Origin of the sequence: Pinirhizobacter soli (assembly GCF_015905305.1) — a bacterium.
In the GTDB taxonomy this organism is placed as follows: Bacteria; Pseudomonadota; Gammaproteobacteria; order Xanthomonadales; family Rhodanobacteraceae; genus Pinirhizobacter; species Pinirhizobacter soli.
Genome location: NZ_JADZLQ010000001.1, coordinates 396,519 through 413,552, shown reverse-complemented (window position 1 = coordinate 413,552; position 17,034 = coordinate 396,519). Strand labels below are relative to the sequence as shown.

The 17,034-nt window shown below is 63.1% G+C and carries 12 protein-coding genes; 8 read left to right on the top strand and 4 right to left on the bottom strand.

Annotated features, from left to right (window positions below; translation table 11 throughout):
* Position 1: 1 nt before the first annotated feature.
* The 5 genes from NDK18_RS01490 (at position 2) to NDK18_RS01470 (ending at position 9,937) form a co-directional block, all read left to right on the top strand.
* Positions 2–1,537, top strand: a complete 1,536-nt coding sequence (locus NDK18_RS01490) for a GH39 family glycosyl hydrolase (RefSeq protein WP_343219736.1) — start codon at positions 2–4, stop codon at positions 1,535–1,537.
* Between the two features lie 8 nt (positions 1,538–1,545).
* On the top strand, positions 1,546–3,702 hold the full coding sequence (locus NDK18_RS01485) for an alpha-N-acetylglucosaminidase (protein WP_250626891.1): 2,157 nt from the start codon (positions 1,546–1,548) through the stop codon (positions 3,700–3,702).
* Between the two features lie 170 nt (positions 3,703–3,872).
* A complete protein-coding gene (locus NDK18_RS01480) occupies positions 3,873–4,865 on the top strand; it encodes a hypothetical protein (RefSeq protein WP_250622831.1) in 993 nt (330 codons plus the stop codon).
* 59 nt (positions 4,866–4,924) lie between these two features.
* Positions 4,925–6,763: a family 43 glycosylhydrolase gene (locus tag NDK18_RS01475; RefSeq protein WP_250626890.1), complete on the top strand. Its 1,839-nt coding sequence runs from the start codon at positions 4,925–4,927 to the stop codon at positions 6,761–6,763.
* Between the two features lie 336 nt (positions 6,764–7,099).
* The gene (locus NDK18_RS01470; RefSeq protein WP_250622833.1) at positions 7,100–9,937 is read left to right on the top strand and encodes a TonB-dependent receptor plug domain-containing protein; all 2,838 of its coding nucleotides are present in this window, start codon (positions 7,100–7,102) and stop codon (positions 9,935–9,937) included.
* A 4-nt stretch (positions 9,938–9,941) separates the two neighbouring features.
* Here the strand turns inward: NDK18_RS01470 and NDK18_RS01465 are convergent, their stop codons facing one another.
* Together NDK18_RS01465 and NDK18_RS01460 are read right to left on the bottom strand one after the other, a co-directional pair.
* On the bottom strand, positions 9,942–10,448 hold the full coding sequence (locus tag NDK18_RS01465; RefSeq protein ID WP_250626889.1) for a hypothetical protein: 507 nt from the start codon (positions 10,446–10,448) through the stop codon (positions 9,942–9,944).
* A complete protein-coding gene (locus NDK18_RS01460; RefSeq protein ID WP_250626888.1) occupies positions 10,445–12,781 on the bottom strand; it encodes a glycoside hydrolase family 31 protein in 2,337 nt (778 codons plus the stop codon). The genes NDK18_RS01465 and NDK18_RS01460 overlap by 4 nt, the downstream gene beginning before the upstream one ends.
* Before the next feature lie 151 nt (positions 12,782–12,932).
* On the opposite strand from NDK18_RS01460, the gene NDK18_RS01455 reads away from it, so the two are divergent.
* On the top strand, positions 12,933–13,391 hold the full coding sequence (locus tag NDK18_RS01455; protein ID WP_250626887.1) for a nuclear transport factor 2 family protein: 459 nt from the start codon (positions 12,933–12,935) through the stop codon (positions 13,389–13,391).
* 16 nt (positions 13,392–13,407) lie between these two features.
* The gene (gene msrA, locus NDK18_RS01450; protein WP_250622837.1) at positions 13,408–13,920 is read left to right on the top strand and encodes a peptide-methionine (S)-S-oxide reductase MsrA; all 513 of its coding nucleotides are present in this window, start codon (positions 13,408–13,410) and stop codon (positions 13,918–13,920) included.
* 8 nt (positions 13,921–13,928) lie between these two features.
* Here msrA and NDK18_RS01445 read toward each other — a convergent pair whose 3' ends face one another.
* Both NDK18_RS01445 and NDK18_RS01440 read right to left on the bottom strand, forming a co-directional pair.
* Positions 13,929–14,642 carry a 2OG-Fe(II) oxygenase gene (locus NDK18_RS01445; RefSeq protein WP_250622838.1) on the bottom strand — a complete coding sequence of 238 codons (714 nt, stop codon included), beginning with the start codon at positions 14,640–14,642 and terminating at the stop codon, positions 13,929–13,931.
* Positions 14,643–14,806: 164 nt separating this feature from the next.
* Complete coding sequence (locus NDK18_RS01440) at positions 14,807–16,084, bottom strand: MFS transporter (RefSeq protein WP_345777066.1); 1,278 nt, start codon at positions 16,082–16,084, stop codon at positions 14,807–14,809.
* A 91-nt stretch (positions 16,085–16,175) separates the two neighbouring features.
* Between NDK18_RS01440 and NDK18_RS01435 the strand changes: the two genes are divergently transcribed.
* A complete protein-coding gene (locus tag NDK18_RS01435; protein WP_250622839.1) occupies positions 16,176–16,946 on the top strand; it encodes an AraC family transcriptional regulator in 771 nt (256 codons plus the stop codon).
* The last annotated feature ends 88 nt before the right edge of the window (positions 16,947–17,034 follow it).

Here is a 17,034-nt window from a genome sequence, read left to right as displayed (position 1 = left end):
CGTGCCCAAGATCCGCCACCTCATGCTTTGCCTGGCGCTTGCCTTGCCCGTGGCTGCGCAGGCCGCTGACGCAAAACCGGAACAGATCCGTGTCGACGCTTCGGCCAAGGCCGAGCCGTTCCCGCACTTCTGGGAACAGATGTATGGCTCGGGTACCGCATCGCTTGCCTTGCGCGACGACTACCGGAAGGACCTGGAAAAGGTCAAGGCCGCCACGGGCTTCCAGCATGTCCGCTTCCACGGCATCTTCAACCGCGATGTTGGCGTGATCACCGCCAACAAGGACGGCACCTGGCAGTACAACTGGTCGTACGTCGACCAGATCTACGATGGCCTGCTCGAGCGTGGCGTGAAGCCGTTCGTCGAGCTGTCCTTCATGCCACCGGAGTTTTCCTCAGACCCGAAGGCCTTGCACGATTTCTGGGACCACCCGAACATCGCGCCGCCTAAGGATTACAAACTCTGGAACGGCATGATCGAAGCGTTCGCCAAGCACCTTATCGAACGCTACGGCATCGAGGAGGTATCCAGCTGGTACTTTGAAGTGTGGAACGAGCCGAACGGTTTCTGGACAGGGCGGCCGATCGAGTCGACCTATCTCGAGCTCTACGACAACACCGCGCGCGCGCTGAAATCAGCGGACAAGCGCCTGCATGTCGGCGGACCTTCCACGGCCCAGGCGGCGATGGTGCCTGCGTTCCTGGCGCACGTGAAGAAGGAAAACGTGCCGGTGGATTTCGTCAGCACGCATGTCTATGGCGACGACACCTCCGATGATGTCTTCAAGACCGATGAGAAGATCCCGCGTTCGGACATGGTGTGCCGCGCGGTGGACAAGGTCCACAAGGAGATCGAAGCCTCGCCTTACCCGAAGCTGCCGTTCATCATGAGCGAGTTCAACGCTTCTTATGCCAACCTGCCCAATGTCACCGACACGGTGTACATGGGCCCGTGGATGGCCAACACCATCCGCCTGTGCGCGGGCAAGGTCGACATCATGAGCTACTGGTCGTTCTCGGATGTGTTCGAGGAACAGGGCGTGGTGCGTACGCCGTTCTACGGCGGCTTCGGCCTGATCGCCGCCGACCGCATTCCCAAGCCCGCCTTCAACGCCTTCGCCATGCTGCATAAGCTTGGCGACGAACGGCTGCCGGCGACGACCGACAGCGCGCTGGTAACGCGTCGCAAGGATGGCACGGTGGTGATCGCCGCCTGGAACTACGCCGAGCCCGTGGGTAACACTGACAAGTACACGCCAGGCAAGCCGAAGGGCGAAGTGCGCCACTTCCAGTTCGACGTTGCCCATGCAGGCGGCAAGGCCACCGTGTGGCGCCTGGACGAGACGCACGGCAACGCCGTGGCCGCTTTCGATGCCATGGGGCGCCCGCCGTTTCCCAGCCGCGAGCAGATCGTGCAGCTGCGCAAGGCCGGCGAAATGGCGCCGGTTGAGCACATCGCCATCACCGGCGGCAAACTCGGCCTGGATATCCCACCCCAGGGCCTGGTGGTGATCGAGATTCCCGCCGCGGGCAAGTGATGCACACGATGCGTCGAGCCTGCGTGGCTTTCGCCCTGCTGCTGGCATTGCCGGCAGCCTGGGCGAAGCCGTTCGACGTGGCGCCGGCGCGTGGCGTGGTGCAGCGACTGTTTCCGGCGCGCTTCGCAGCGCTTGAGCTGGCTTCGATGGAAGGCGAAGGCGAGCGCTTTCGCATCCTTGAACATGACGGCCATCCGCGGGTGGAGGGCACCAGTGCCAGCGCACTGCTTGCGGGCGTGAACTGGTACCTGAAATACGTGGCGCATGGCCAGGTGTCCACCAACGGCAGCCGCTTCGATCCCGGGCTGCCGTTGCCGGCGCACACCATCGAGCGCACATCGGCTTTCGCCTGGCGTTACGCGCTGAACCAGAACACCGACGGTTACAGCTCGCCGTACTGGGACTGGCCGCGCTGGGAGCGCGAGATCGACGTGCTGGCCCTGTCGGGCATCAACGCCATGATCGTCGAGCGCGGCATGGACACCGTGCTGTACCGCACCTTCGCCGATTTCGGCTACGACGATGCTGCGATCCGCGGCTGGATTACCCAACCGGCGCACCAGAACTGGCAGCTGATGGGCAACCTGTGCTGCTTCAACGGTCCTATCAGCCAGGCCTTGATGGACAAGCGCGCAGCATCGGCCCGCCGCATCGTGGACCGCCTGCGCGAGCTGGGCATCACGCCGGTGTTCCCGGGCTTCTACGGCATTGTGCCGGCCGACTTCACCAGGCGCTTCGAAGGCGCCCACGTGGTGCCCCAGGGCGAATGGGCCGGCTTCACCCGGCCGGGCTGGCTCGATCCCCGTGATCGGATGTTCGCGAAAGTGGCGGCATCCTTCTACCGGCACCAGCATGAACTCTTCGGCGACAGCACGATCTACGACATGGAAGTGTTCCAGGAAGGCGGCGACTCGGGCGACGTTCCAGTACCCGAGGCGGCACGTGCTGTACAGGACGCTTTGCACGCCGCGCACTCAGGGGCGGCGTGGATGATGCTGGCCTGGCAGGGCAATCCCCGCCAGGATCTATTGACGGGCGTTGAGCGTTCGAAGCTTTTCATCATCGATATCGACCACGACAAGGTCCCGCGCGACGACCGCATGCACGATTTCCAGGGAGCGCCCTTCCTGTTCGGGGGAATCTGGGCATTTGGCGGCCGCACCACGCTGGGCACGAACATCCGCAACTACACCGAGCGGTTGCCGCGCATGCATGCGGCCAACGCCAACATGGTGGGCACCGCGGTATTTCCCGAAGGGATGGATTCCAATCCGTTTGCCTTTGACCTGTTCACCGAAATGGCATGGCACGATGGCCCCGTCGATCGCGAGGCCTGGGCCGCCGACTATGCACGGCGGCGTTACGGCGGCGACGATGCGCATGCGCTCGCCGCGTGGAAACTCCTTTTGGATACCGCATACGACCTCCGCCCGGAGGGCGTGGAATTCCACAGCGAACGCGATGCCGGCCAGGAATCGCTGTTCGCGGCGCAGCCGTCGCTGGACGTGAACCGCGCCTCGAACTGGTCGCCGGAGGGCTTGCGCTACGATCCATCCCGGTTCCGTGGCGCTCTGGACGAATTGCTTGCGGTTGCGCCGGCCTTGCGTGGCACGCCGACCTATCGATACGACCTGGTCGATGTTGCGCGCCAGGTGCTGGCCAATGAAAGCCGACTTCTGTTGCCGAAGATCAAGCAGTCCTTCCAGGCCGGCGACGCAAAAACCTTGCGAGCGCTGGAGGATCGCTGGCTGTCGCTGATGGATGTGCAGGACAAACTTCTGGCGACCGATGCGGACTTCATGCTGGGAACGTGGCTTGCCCATGTAAAGGGCTGGGCGTCCAATCCGGGCGAAGATGCCGTGCTGCACTACGATGCGCGCTCGCTCCTCACCACCTGGGGTGACCGCAAGGCAAGCGAAGGAGCGGACCTGCACGACTACGGCAACAAGGATTGGTCGGGATTGACGCGCGATTACTACCGCCCCCGCTGGCAGGCCTTCTTTGCCACGCTTGATGCTTCGCTGGCCACACATCAACCGCCTGGGCACGTCGACTGGTTCGCTCGTGGCGATGCGTTCAACCACGCGAAACAGGTTTACAGCGCAACACCATCAGGCGATGCGTACACGCTGGCGAAACAAGTTGCCGAACTCGTTCATCGCTAGTTCCTGCGAATTGCCTCGATTCAAACCCGTGTCACAAAACGAGCGGGAGCCCGGCGCTACGGTCTAAGTCCACTTTCTTGCGAGGGTGGCGGAGCGGGGGCTCGTGCCGGCCAGTCGGGTCGGGCATGACTCATGGACGACGTCCCTTTCATGGCAAAGGAGTCGTACCGATGGTGAAGTCACGTTCGAAACTCCACTCTGTTGCATGCGTGCTTATCGCGCTATGCCTTGGGTTTATCTTTACCCTTCCTGCTGTTGCGGCCAGTGCTGTCAGCAGCCAACTCACCCGCGTGGGACAACTCGACACTGCGGCACGTCCGCAAGGCGTCCCGGATGATTACGTCATTACGCCCAATGGTTATTTCTCGCCCAGTTGTGTCGCCACAGTGCACAAGGGCGATCAGCTGCAAGCCAACGGCATGATCCGGCGCGCCAGCGGCGCGATGGAAAAGCCTGCGTTGTGTACCAGCGATAATTTCACCCTGCAGGGTGTCAGGGTGTCGCCGAACGGCAAGCGCTCGACGGCGCCTGTCCGCAAGCCCGAGCAGACCGGCTGGGTGGAAACAGGCAACTACAGTTCCAGCACGCCGATCAACCGCATCGTGGCCAGCTGGACGGTCCCGGCGCAACCGGCCAACAGGGGCAACCAGACCATTTATTTCTTCCCGGGCCTGGAACAGCTGCCTGACGTGCAGTCGATCCTGCAACCGGTGCTGGGCTGGAACGGCTACGGCGACAAGGCCTGGACGCTCGCCAGCTGGAATTGCTGCGTGGATGGCACGACCTTCCATAGCGACCCGATCCAGGCCCGCGCCGGTGACGAAGTAGTGGGCGATACCTATTCCACGTGCGGTGCCGGGGTTTCCTGCGGCACATGGAACATCGATTCGAAGAATGTGACCACCGGCCAGACCAGCTCCCTCAGCACCAGTCCCTATGCCGACCTCAACTGGGTGTTCGGCGGCGTGCTGGAGGTCTACAGCGTGGCCAGTTGCAATCAATACGCTGGAGGGCCGATCACCTTCCATAACATCCAGGTGTATGACCGCAACAATAACCTCGTGGCCAATCCGCCATGGGGTGGAAGCGATACCTCGGGCATCGATCCGCAATGCAATTACGCCCAGCAATTCACGCCGACCTCGGTGACGTTGTCCTACTGATACTGCATCCATGCCGCCGCCAGTTGCACTGGCGGCGGCGAAAGTCGCATGCTTGCGCGATGACCAGACAGCACGCAGTACAACGGGCCATTTTTCTTGCCCTGATCCTGGGTAACTTCGGTTCCGCCATCGCAGGCCCGGCCGATATTCGGCCCGGCCGCACGTGGATCAACCCGATCGACATCGACTACCGCTACAACTTCGAGCAGATGAACGACGGGATTTCCTACCGTACCGGTGCGGATCCCGCGATCGTGCGTTACGGCGATGATTACTTCCTGTTCCAGACACTGGCCGACGGCTACTGGCAATCCCACGACCTGGTGCACTGGCAGTTCACCAAGCCCGACCACTGGCCGTTCGACAGCGTGGTGGCACCGGCTACCCTGGTGGCCGACGGCAAGCTTTTCCTGATGCAGTCGGCGGTCTCGCAAAGGCCGCTGATGTATTCCACTGATCCTGCGCACGGGAAATGGCAGTTCTGGACCCGCCAGTTGCCGCCCGTCCCGGGCGCGGTGTCCGAGGGCAGCCCCGTGCCGGCCGGCCGCCTGCCACCGGGCCCGACCGATCCGGGCCTGTTCGCCGATGACGACGGCAAGGTGTACCTGTATTGGGGATCGTCCGATGTATATCGGTTGCACGGTGCGCAGATCGACCTGAAACTTGACGATGCCGCGGAAGGCGAGGGCAAGCGGCTGGCCTTCGTAACGAAGCCCCAGGCGTTCATTTCGATGGATCGAGCCCACCACGGCTGGGAACGCTTCGGTCAGGATCACACTGCCGGCGACAAGCCCTCGTACATGGAGGGCTCGTGGATGAACCGCCACGGCGATACCTACTACTACCAGTACGCCGCGCCTGGCACCGAGTACAACGTGTACGCCACGGGCGTCTACACCGGCAAGAGTCCGCTGGGGCCGTTCACCTACGCGCCCTACAACCCGCTGGGCTACAAGCCAGGCGGCTACGTTACCGGGGCAGGGCATGGTTCGACCTTCCAGGATGCATACGGCAACTACTGGAACACCGGTACCGCGTGGATCGGCATCAACTGGCGTTTCGAACGCCGCATCGACATGTTCCCCGCGGGCTTCCATGACGATGGCCAGATGTGGGTGGACACCCGCTTTGCCGATTTCCCCCAGGTCATGCCCGATCACGCCCTGCGCGAAGGTGAAAGCACCTTCGCCGGCTGGATGCTGCTTTCCTATCGCAAGGCGGCGTCAGCCTCGGGAAGCCTTGCCGGGCACGATCCTTCAACCGTCACCGACGAAGATCCCCGTACCTTCTGGGTCGCACCGCGTAATGCACCCGGGCAGACGCTTACCGTCGATCTTGGCGGCCCCCGCACGGTTCGCGCGGTGCAGGTGAACTATGCCGACTACCAATCCGGCCGATTCGGCGACGCACCCGATCTCATCACCCAGTTCAGGCTGGAGGGATCCCTTGACGGTAAGTCCTGGGAGCCGCTTGCCGACTGGTCGAAGGAAAACCGCGACCACGCCAACGCCTATGTGGAACTGGCACAGGCGGCCCGGGTCCGTTTCGTCCGTTATGTGCACCAGCATGTGGGCGCGAAAAACCTTGCCATCTCCGACCTGCGTGTCTTTGGCGTTGCCGACGGCGTACCGCCCGCGGCGCCGGTGCTGGTGTCGGCGCGTCGCCATGCGGACACGCGCGAGGCGGACATTGCGTGGAAGCCCGTGCCCGGTGCGGTGGGGTACAACGTCCGCTGGGGCCTGAAGGCCGACCGCCTGCACTGGACCTACCAGCGTTTCGCCGACCAGCCCACCACGCTGACCCTGCGCTCGCTCAATACGGGCGTGCACTACGTGGTGGCGGTGGAGACGTTCGACGAAAACGGTGTATCCGGCCTTTCGCAGGTTCTTTCCTTCTAGCTCCCCGGAGCGCCCCCGGGGCATAGGCTTGATGGCCGTAAAGCCGTCCGTAAAAAATTGTTGTATTCGCCGAAATAGCGGAGTAGCGTCGTATTTGCCCGCATGCGCATCGGTCATCCCCAACCGGCATGTGGCAGGCCACGAGGAAGGCGTGGCTTCGTTTCGTACAGCACTGCCACAACCGTGGAACGCGCGGCCGTGCAATGTCGGAGCGTCACTATGAACGTACCTTACTGCACCTGGTTATAGCCGCCCACACGGCTTGACCCGTGCCGCTTTGCCGCGGCGCTCCTGATCGTCGTCCGCCTTACTCCCCTACAGGCCTCGGAGATCTTTATGCATACCCTAACGCACGCCCGTGCGCTGCGTCGTCGCACCCTTGCGACCGCGCTCCTGGCCGCCTTGTCCCCACTGGCGGTCTACGCACAACAAGCCAATCCACCGGGCCCAGGCTCCCCCACAGGACCACAGCCACAGCCCCAAACGACGGAACTGGCGGCCATCACCGTCACCGGTTCGGCATTGCCACGCATCGATGCCGAAACGCCTTCGCCGGTGACGGTGATTACCGCCGACCAGATCCGAAAAAGCGGCCTTACCACCGTATCGGATGTGGTCCGCGCCGTGTCGGCCGACAATAGCGGTTCGATCCCCGCGGCATTCACCGCCGGTTTCGCCGCAGGCTCGTCGGGTGTTGCGCTTCGCGGCCTTACAGTGAACTCCACCCTGGTGCTGATCGACGGACGGCGTGCGGCAAGTTATGCACTGGCTGACGACGGCCAGCGTTCCTTCGTCGACCTCAACACCATTCCCTCCAACGCCATCGAGCGCATCGACGTGCTGAAGGACGGCGCTTCGTCGCTGTATGGCGCCGATGCCATTGCGGGCGTTGTGAACATCATCCTTAAGCCCAGCTTCACCGGCGTGGACGCCACCGCAGACGTGGGTACCTCGCAACACGGCGGCGGCACCACGCGTCGCGCCACGGCGTTGATGGGCACGGGCAGCCTTAAAGACGACGGCTACAACGCCTACGTGAGCGTGGAATACCAGAAGGACGATGCCATTGGCGTGGGTCAGCGCGGCTTCCCCTTCAACAACGCAGACTTGAGCCGCATCGGTGGCAACAACCTCACCGCCGGCCAGCCATCGCAGAACTCAGGCTCGTTCTGGGGCACGGTAACACCCGGTACGCTGGGTACGCCCGGCGATATCACCACCGGCGTTCCGCTTCCGGGCGCCGTGGCACAGCCGCTGGTGCCTTGCGGTCCGGGTGGCTCGCTGGTGACGAACGATCCGTCCAACCCCGGCAGTTACTGCGCGCAGAACCAGGCCCTGTTTGGGCAGATCCAGCCGGAGATGAAGCGGACGGGCGTGTATGGCCGCCTGACCATCAAGATTTCCGATGACACTACGGCTTATATCGGCGTCAGTTATTACGACACCAAGACCAATGTGCGCGCCGTGCCGGCACAGATCCAGGCCAGTACGCCGAACAATACCAACTCCATCGCCTTGCCCGTAACCTTGAGCGATGGCCGGCTGAACCCGTACAACCCGTTTGCGGCGGCCGGGAACGTGGCCCTGATCAACTTCGCCTTCCCGGATATTCCCGGTGGTGCGAAGAACGACAACCACAACCTGCGGTTCGTGGGCGGCGTGCATGGACGCTGGGGCGAGTGGGACTACGACAGCGCGCTGGTGTTGAACCACACGTCGCTGGACGTGGACAACATCGGTTTCCTCAACTACGCAGCCCTCATCAACGACATCAATACCGGCGCCTACAATTTCACCAACCCCGGCGCCAACTCCCAGGCGTTGCGCGCGGCACTGGCCCCGGTCCTGAGCAAGACCTCCACCAGCGATCTGCAGTCGCTCGACTTCCGGGCGTCACGTACGCTGGCTGACCTTGGCGGCGGCGCTCTGGGTCTTGCCACCGGCATCGACCTGCGCAAGGAGCGCCAGGACGATCCGGACCTGAATCCAAACCTGGCCGCCCAAGGCCTCGGCGTGGCGCATACGCAAGGCCACCGCGTGGTGCGTGGTGCCTACCTCGAACTGGATGCACCGTTCCTGGAAAGCCTTGAGGTGGATGCTTCCGGCCGCTTCGACCGTTACTCCGACTTCGGCAGCAACTTCTCGCCCAAGGTCGGCATCAAGTGGAAACCGATCGACCAGATCGCCGTGCGTGGCACATGGTCGAAGGGATTCCGCGCGCCAAGCTTCGCTGAGAATGGCTCGAGCGCGGCTGAGGGTTTCGCCACCTTTACCCCGCCGGCGGATTTCCAGGACGCCCACGGCGGCAGCGGGTACGTGCAACCCTATCCGCTGGCGTTCCTCACCTCGGCCAATCCGCGCATCCAGCCGGAGAAATCCAAGAGCTTCACCCTGGGTTTGTTATTGCAACCCTGGGACCGCTTCAGTGCCTCGGTGGATTACTACCAGATCAAGAAGACTGGCGTGATCGCCCAGCAGGATCCGAATGCGGTGCTGGACGCTTACTTTGCCGGCGAGCCGTTGCCGACAGGATCCTCCATCGTGGCTGATGTCCCGGACCCGGCCGCACCCGATGCGCTGCCGCGGCCGATCGTGGTGGATGCCCCCTATGTGAACCAGAACTCGCTCAAGACCAAGGGTGTCGACGTGAATCTTCATGCCAACGCCGATTGGGGAGCGCTGCACTGGGATTCGGACTTGAACCTGACCAAGATCATCAGCTGGACGCTGACCTTGCAGGACGGCAGCAAGCAGCAGTTCGTGGGAACGCACGGGCCGTACGGCGTTTCCTCCGGTGCCGGCACGCCGCGCTACCGTGGCTCGTGGTCCAACAGCGTGACTTTCGGCAAGGCCACCATCACCGGCACGCTCTATTACACCAGTGGGCTGAAGCTCACCGCGCCGGATGTCACCGAGGGATGCTTCTCGACCAATACCATCACGGGAGAGAATTTCCCGCCGAGTTGCCGGATGTCATCGTTCACCACGTTCGACCTGACCGGAAGCTACGACCTCACGCCGAAGATCAGCCTGACGGCATCCCTGCTCAATGCCTTCGACAAGAAGGCGCCCATCGACACGCTGAACTACGCCGCTTTGAACTACAACCCCACCTATGCCCAGCCGGGCGCGGTAGGGCGTTTCTATACCGTGGGTGTCAGGGTGAAGCTATGAGGCTTTAGAAACCGCCGCGGGCGAACAGCCATGAGCTGTTCGCCTGCCGCAACATCCCGAAGGTGCGGTCGGCCTCCTCGTTGCTGTCGGCGTCGTAGAACAGCACGCGGAAGGTCAGCGTGCCATCGGGACGTTGCTTCACGGAGTGGATGTGGCGGATCGACATGCACTTGTCCGGGTCGTGATAGCGCGTGGCGCTGATCGCGGAAAGGTAGTAGGTGCTGACGCTGAAACCCGGTACCTGAAACTTGGCCAGGTGTGTCCACGCGTCCCATCCCGCGTAGCAGGCAAGGAACGAAACGACCGGCTCGATGACAGGCTGCGCTTCTTGCCACGAGCCCTTGAGGTTCTCGGGCACCGGCGCCTGTTCCAGCGCCTGGTGAAGCTCGTCCGTTTGCAGCTTGGTGGGCTTGGGTGTCGGTGCCGCGGCGATGTCAGCGGCCAGGGCGGTGATGTCGTGGCCGGCGAGCAGTACCAGCACGACCGCAAGCACATGCCGGATAGCGCTCATGGCTGCACTTCCCACGAGCCTGGATGCCCGGCAGGCAGTTTCAGATAGGTAACCTCGCCATAGGTGTCCTTGCCTGTAGCCCAGCCTGGTCCATCGGTGGCACGCAGCGCATCTTCATCCTTGCGTTGGGCCACGCCCACTACGGACTTGCCCGTTACGCCATGCATCTTCACCAGGTAGTACTTCAGCGGCAGCTTGTATTTTCCCGACCGCGGCCCCGTGGTGAACACCGCGCCCTTGCCGCTGCGGTGGGTGGAGAGCTCTTGCGCGAAATACTCGCCCTTCTCGTAGTTGTAGTTCGTGCCGTTGTCGTCGTAGTAATTGAAATGGGATTCGTCGTCGGCGGGGAATACGTCCACGTCCACCGTCAGTAGCGGCGTCTGCCCGACGTACTGCACCGGCGCCTGGCTGGGAATGATCGCTCCTTCGCGGATGAACAGCGGGATGTCGCCCCAGGTCTTGGCATCCACGGCAAGGTTGATGGATCTGCCGCCTTCGTACATCTTGCCGTCGAAGTAGCCTGTCCAGCGGCCTTTGGGCAGGTACACCTGCTTGCCTATCTGGCCTCCGGTCACCACCGGCGACACCAGCAGGTACTGGCCGAACATCCAGCTGTCCACGGTGTTGCGCACGTTCGCATCGGTGGGGAACTCGAAGGGCAGGGGCCGTACCAGGCCCACACCGGAATCGTAGGTGGCGTGCTCGTACGAGTAGATATACGGGATGAGCGCATAACGCAGCCGGATGGCCCGGGTCGCTGCCGCTTCCGCCACGGGGCCATAGCGCCATGGCTGGCGTTTTTCGGCCAGCGATCCATGCACGCGGAAGATCGGCGTGAAGGCGCCGAACTCGATCCAGCGAGCGTAATTCTCATCGGAAGGATGGCCGACGAAGCCGCCGCCATCCATGCCCCATTTCCATTCGCCCAGATTGATGGCGCTGAGCATTCGCTCGCGCTGGCTGGCCATGCTGTCAAAACCCGTGTCGATGTCGCCCGACCACATGCCATAGGCGTAGCGCTGCGAGCCCAGGTAGAAATTCCGGTTCAACGACCACACCCGCAGCGGCGAGTACGCCCGCTGGCCTTCATAGAGGCTGCGCTGCATGTTCATGAACTGGTAGTCGTCGCCCGTATCGTCGGCCTCGTCGTTCCACCAGCCCACGATGCCGGTATCGAAGGAGTGCTTGAGCGTGTCGTTGAAAAACCACCGGCGGGTGTCGGGCTTGTTGAAGTCGAGGTCGCGCACCATCTTGAGCGAGAAGTAATCGCCCAGCGCGGGCTTGGCGTCGAACCACAGGTGGTGGTCGTTGGCGTAGCGGCCCTGCACGCTGTCCACCAGGATGCGCGGCTTCATGATGCCGGCAAGCTTGATGCCCTGGGCATCGAGCTGCGTCTTCAGCCGGCCATTGGGACCATCGGGAAACTTCCTGTCGTTCCAGCGGAACTCGCCGTAATTGTCCTCGCTCCAGCCCTTCCAGTCGAAGTCGAGCGTCATGTTGTCGATCGGGATCTGCTTCTGCCGGTAGGTCTTGACGATGTCCAGCAGTTCCGCCTGGTCGATGCCGAACTGGCTGTTGATGAAGCCCATCGCCCATTTGGGAAAGATCGGCGCCGGGCCGCTGAGCCGCGACAGAGCGGAGAAGATCTCCGGTGGCGTGCCGGTGATCAGGTAATAGGTGAAATCGCCCTTGGGAAAGCCGTCCGCCGTGAGCGTTCCGCCGTCGAGGTTGAAGCGCGCGGGCCGCGCGTCCACCAGCACGCCGTAGCCGGTCGTACTCCAGGCGAACGGGGCGCCGGCGTAGCCCTGCTCGCCGGATTTGGCCACCTGCACGCCGTGGCGCAGCAGCCCGGCTTGCGAAGGCTCCGTGGCGAAGTAGCCACGGATGCCATAGATGGGGTCCGAGGCCGCATGGGTAAGCACGATGCGGCCCGAGGCCAGCGCCAAGGTATCGGCCTGGGTCAGTAGCGGTTTGCCTGCAGGTGTGGTCAGGGTAAGTGTGCCGGTAGCCTTGTCCCAGCGGGCAAGGAAGCCAGGTGTCGAAAGCGCTACTTCCTGGGCCGTATCTTTCAGCTTGTCCGGTGCCACCGCCTTGGGCTGCGACTTTGGGTCGATTACCAAGGGTGCAGACGGGGGCGGGGCGCCGCCCTGGCTTACGTGCACTTGCAGCACGTTGGGGGCTACCGGCCGCAAGGTGATGGTTTGCTGTTCCTGGGTGACGGAAATTCCGCCATCCGCGCCTCGGGCCGTGGGAGCGGCAAGGATGGGTGGGGCGGTAGACAGGGCCAGGACGGCGAGGATAGTCAGGTAGCGGCGGACAACGGGTTGTCCCATCGGCTTGCATCCCTATGCGGTCGAAAGTCAAGCATAGGCCAAGCCGGCGTGAAGGGTCGATCCTTAGCCTTGTTTTGGCTCGACTTGGACCTTACACAATGGTGTAGTTGGCAGGACGCCGAAGTATTCCACACAAAAGGAAGTTGCCGCCATGCACCGATTTGCCCGAAACCTTGTGCTGTCCTGCCTGTCCGCCGTAGCCGTCGCACCCACGCTTGCCATGGCCGCCACGCCCACCGATCAGGAAGTGGTGGCGCCGATCCAGGCGCTCTTCAACGGCATGGCCCGCTACGACAAGAACGCCATCCTGGCTGAAGTACAGCCGGAGGGTAGCGTGGCTTTGCTCCGCGAGGGCAAGGTGGTGCGCATGACGCTTGCCCAGTTCGCCGACCATATCAAGCCATCGAAGGACCGCATCGAGGAGCGCATCCGGGACCCGTTGATCCGCATCGACGACGATATCGCGATGGTATGGGCGCCGTACGAGTTCCTGGTCAACGGCAAGGTGGTCCACTGCGGGACCGACGTGATCAACCTCGTGCGCGACAATCAGCGCTGGGTGATCTCGGGGATTTCCGACAACAGCCGTAACAACTGTCCGTCTTCATAAAGTAAGGAGAAACACCATGACCGCCACTACCGAACGCGCCGTGCTTGCCGGAGGCTGCTTCTGGGGCATGCAGGATCTCATCCGGCACCAGACAGGGGTGATCTCCACGCGTGTGGGCTATACCGGCGGCGACGTGAAGAATGCCACCTATCGCAACCATGGCACGCACGCCGAAGGCATCGAGATCATCTTCGATCCGTCGCTTACCAGCTACCGGAAGATCCTGGAGTTCTTCTTCCAGATCCATGACCCGAGCACGATCGACCGCCAAGGAAACGACCGCGGCACGTCGTACCGGTCGGGCATCTATTACACCTCCGATGAGCAGAAGCGCGTGGCCGAAGACACCATTGCCGACGTGGACGCCTCGGGCCTGTGGCCGGGCAAGGTCGTGACCGAAGTGGCACCCGCCGGGGACTTCTGGCAGGCCGAGACCGAGCACCAGGATTATCTGGTGCATTACCCCACGGGCTACACCTGCCACTTCATCCGCCCGGACTGGAAGCTCCCCGAACGCGCCAGGGTGTGATGCGGGATTTAAGTGGCGTCGTGGAAGATGATGCCCAGCGTGTGCCGGTGGCCTGAACGCAGACGGCTCACGCCATGGCGCATCTTCACCCGGTAGACGCCCCGTGTGCCCTGCACGGGGCGTTCGTTCACCGGGAACACCACCGCATCGCCCTTGCGCAGGGGCACCACTTCCGCCCGTGACTGCATGCGCGGCCGTTGCTCGGTCAGCACGAACTCACCTCCGGTGAAGTCCGCGCCAGGCTCGGACAACAACACCGCTACCTGCAGCGGGAATACCAGCTCGCCGTAGAGATCCTGATGCAGGCAGTTGTAGTCGCCTTCGGCGTATTGCAACAGCAGCGGTGTGGGCCGCCGCTGGCCCGCGGCGTGGCAACGCTCCAGGTAATCGGCATGATCAGCCGGGAAGCGCGAGTCAACTCCCAGGACCTGGTTCCATCGGTTGGCAACTTCAGCCAGCTCTGGGTACAGGCTCGTCCGCAACTGTTGCACGAGGTGGGGGAGAGGGTAGTTGAAGTATTGATATTCCCCGCGGCCAAAGCCGTGGCGATGCATTACCACTCGGCTTCGGAACTTGCCTGCCTCCTCATACATCCGCGTTATCTGGTCGCAGTAGGCGGGGGACAGCAAACCGGGCAACAAGGCCATGCCGTGCGTATCGAGCTGACTGGCAAGGTCCGGTCCGTAGAGCAGGTCATCGTGGGTCTGTGCAGTGCTGTTCATGGCGCGATCGTGCGAGTGAGGGATGGGACGAGCATGCTCTTGCCAGGCCCGTTGAGCCACCGGCGTCTTGCTATTGAATTCGCCTCGGATGCCGCGTAGCCGAAACGCTCGAATGGGCAACGCACCGTAAACCAATCCACTGCGCCTCGGTCGTGTCGTCGGCTTCAGGTATGGTCCGGGTGCTGGCGTAGATTGGGCAGAAAAGCCGCCAACAATCCAATCGCCGGGAGGAACGCACAGATCGCATAGACCGTCTCGATACCCCAGACATCGGCAACTTCACCCAGCACCGCGGCGCCCAAGCCACCCATGCCGAACGAGAAGCCGAAGAACAGGCCCGAGATCATGCCGATCTTGCCCGGGACCAGCTCCTGGGCGAACACCACGATCGCCGGGAAGGCCGAGGCCAGCAGCAGGCCGATCACGATGGTCAGCGGCATGGTCCAGAACAGGTTGACGTGCGGCAGCAGCAGGGTGAACGGCAGCACGCCCAGGATGGAAAACCAGATCACGTATTTGCGGCCGATGCGATCGCCGATCGGCCCGCCAGCTACCGTGCCCACGGCCACCGCGGCTAGGAAGGCGAACAAGTGCAGCTGCGCCACCTCCACCGATACCGCAAACCGGTGGATCAGGTAGAAGGTGAAGTAGCTGGTGAGGCTTGCCAGGTATACGTACTTGGAGAAGATCAACGTCAGCAGAATGGCAATGCCGCGCATGGCTTCGCGCTTGGGCAACGCGGGCATGCCTTCGCGGTGCGTCGCACCTTTCTTCAAGCGTGCCAGGCCATGGTGCTTGTACCAGGTGCCCACGTTCCAGAGGATGGCGCACGAGAGCAATGCCAGCAGGGCGAAGAAGGCCACGCTGGATTGGCCCCAACGCACAACGACCACCGCGGCGGCCAGCGGGCCCAGCGCGGATCCGGCATTGCCGCCTACCTGGAACAGCGATTGCGCCAGGCCGTGCCGGCCCCCCGCGGCCATGCGAGCCACGCGGGACGATTCCGGATGAAACACCGACGAGCCCAGCCCCAACAGGCAGGCGCCGAAAAGCACCATGGGGTACACGTGAGCGGCCGACAGCACCAGCAGACCCGCCAAAGAGAACAACGTGCCGCCCGGCAACGCCAGGGGCGTCGGACGCTTGTCCGCATACAGGCCCACCAATGGCTGCAGGATGGACGCTGTGAGTTGGTAGGCCAGGGTGATCATGCCGATCTGGCCGAAGTCCAGGTGCAGGCCGCTTTTCAGGTTCGGGTAAATGGCCGGCAGCAGCGACTGCATCATGTCGTTGAGCAGATGGCAGAAGCTGATGGCCAATATCACGCCGAAGATAGTCTTGCTGGCTGCGCCCATGGGGGCTGCGGCCGTGGGAGGAGTGATGGATTCGGCGGCAACGGGCACTGGCGGGGCGAGCGACTGCTCCGCGATCGGGGTCGACATGGCGGGGGTTCCTGAGCTGATCTAATAAGAATATGCTCGCCTAAGCCGTCCCGCATCCTCGGATAGGCCATTCATATGTGCGAGTGGGACAATGCCCTTTTCCCGGACCGACCCTAACGATTTCGACGGCGTCCCCCGTCCGGTGGTCGCGGTGAAGAATAACTATCCGCCTTCGCACGAACTTGCCCCCCACACCCATCGCCGTGGTCAGCTGCTCTATGCCGCCAGTGGCGTGGTGGTGGCCAGCACGGCGACCGGCGCCTGGGTGGCGCCGCCGGAGCGCTCGGTTTGGATCCCGGCGGGTACTGCGCATGCCGTGCGCATGGTGGGCGCCGTCAGCACGCGTAGCGTGATGATGGATGCCTCCGTCGCTACCGCCCTGGGGGACGAATGCCGCGTGCTGGGTGTGTCGCCTTTGCTGCGCAGCCTGCTGGTCGAGGCCTGTGAACTGCCCAGGGAATACGACCTGCAAGGGCGCGACGGACAGCTGATGGCCTTGCTGGTATCGGAACTCGCCCGCGCTCCGGTGATCCCGCTATCGGTGCCGTTTCCAACCACGCCGGCTATCGCGCGCAAGTGCCATGCCTTCCTTGAATCACCCGCGCCACACGACACCATCGAGCAATGGAGCCATGAACTGGGCATGGGCCGCCGCGCCTTCACCCGGGCCTTCCGGCGGGAAACCGGCATGAGCTTCGGCGAATGGCGACAGCAGGCCTGCCTGCTGGTGGCGTTGCCGAGGCTTGCGGCAGGCCAGCCTGTCACCTCTATTGCGCTGGACCTGGGGTATGAGAGCCCGGCTGCGTTCTCCACCATGTTCAAGCGGCTACTGGGCATGGCTCCCAGCCAGTATCGAAACTGACACAAACGCAGCTGCCGTTGGCACGGCGTTGTTACCTGCATGTCATACGAGGTGTTTAGGCTCAGAAAGACCGCATGACAGGGGATGC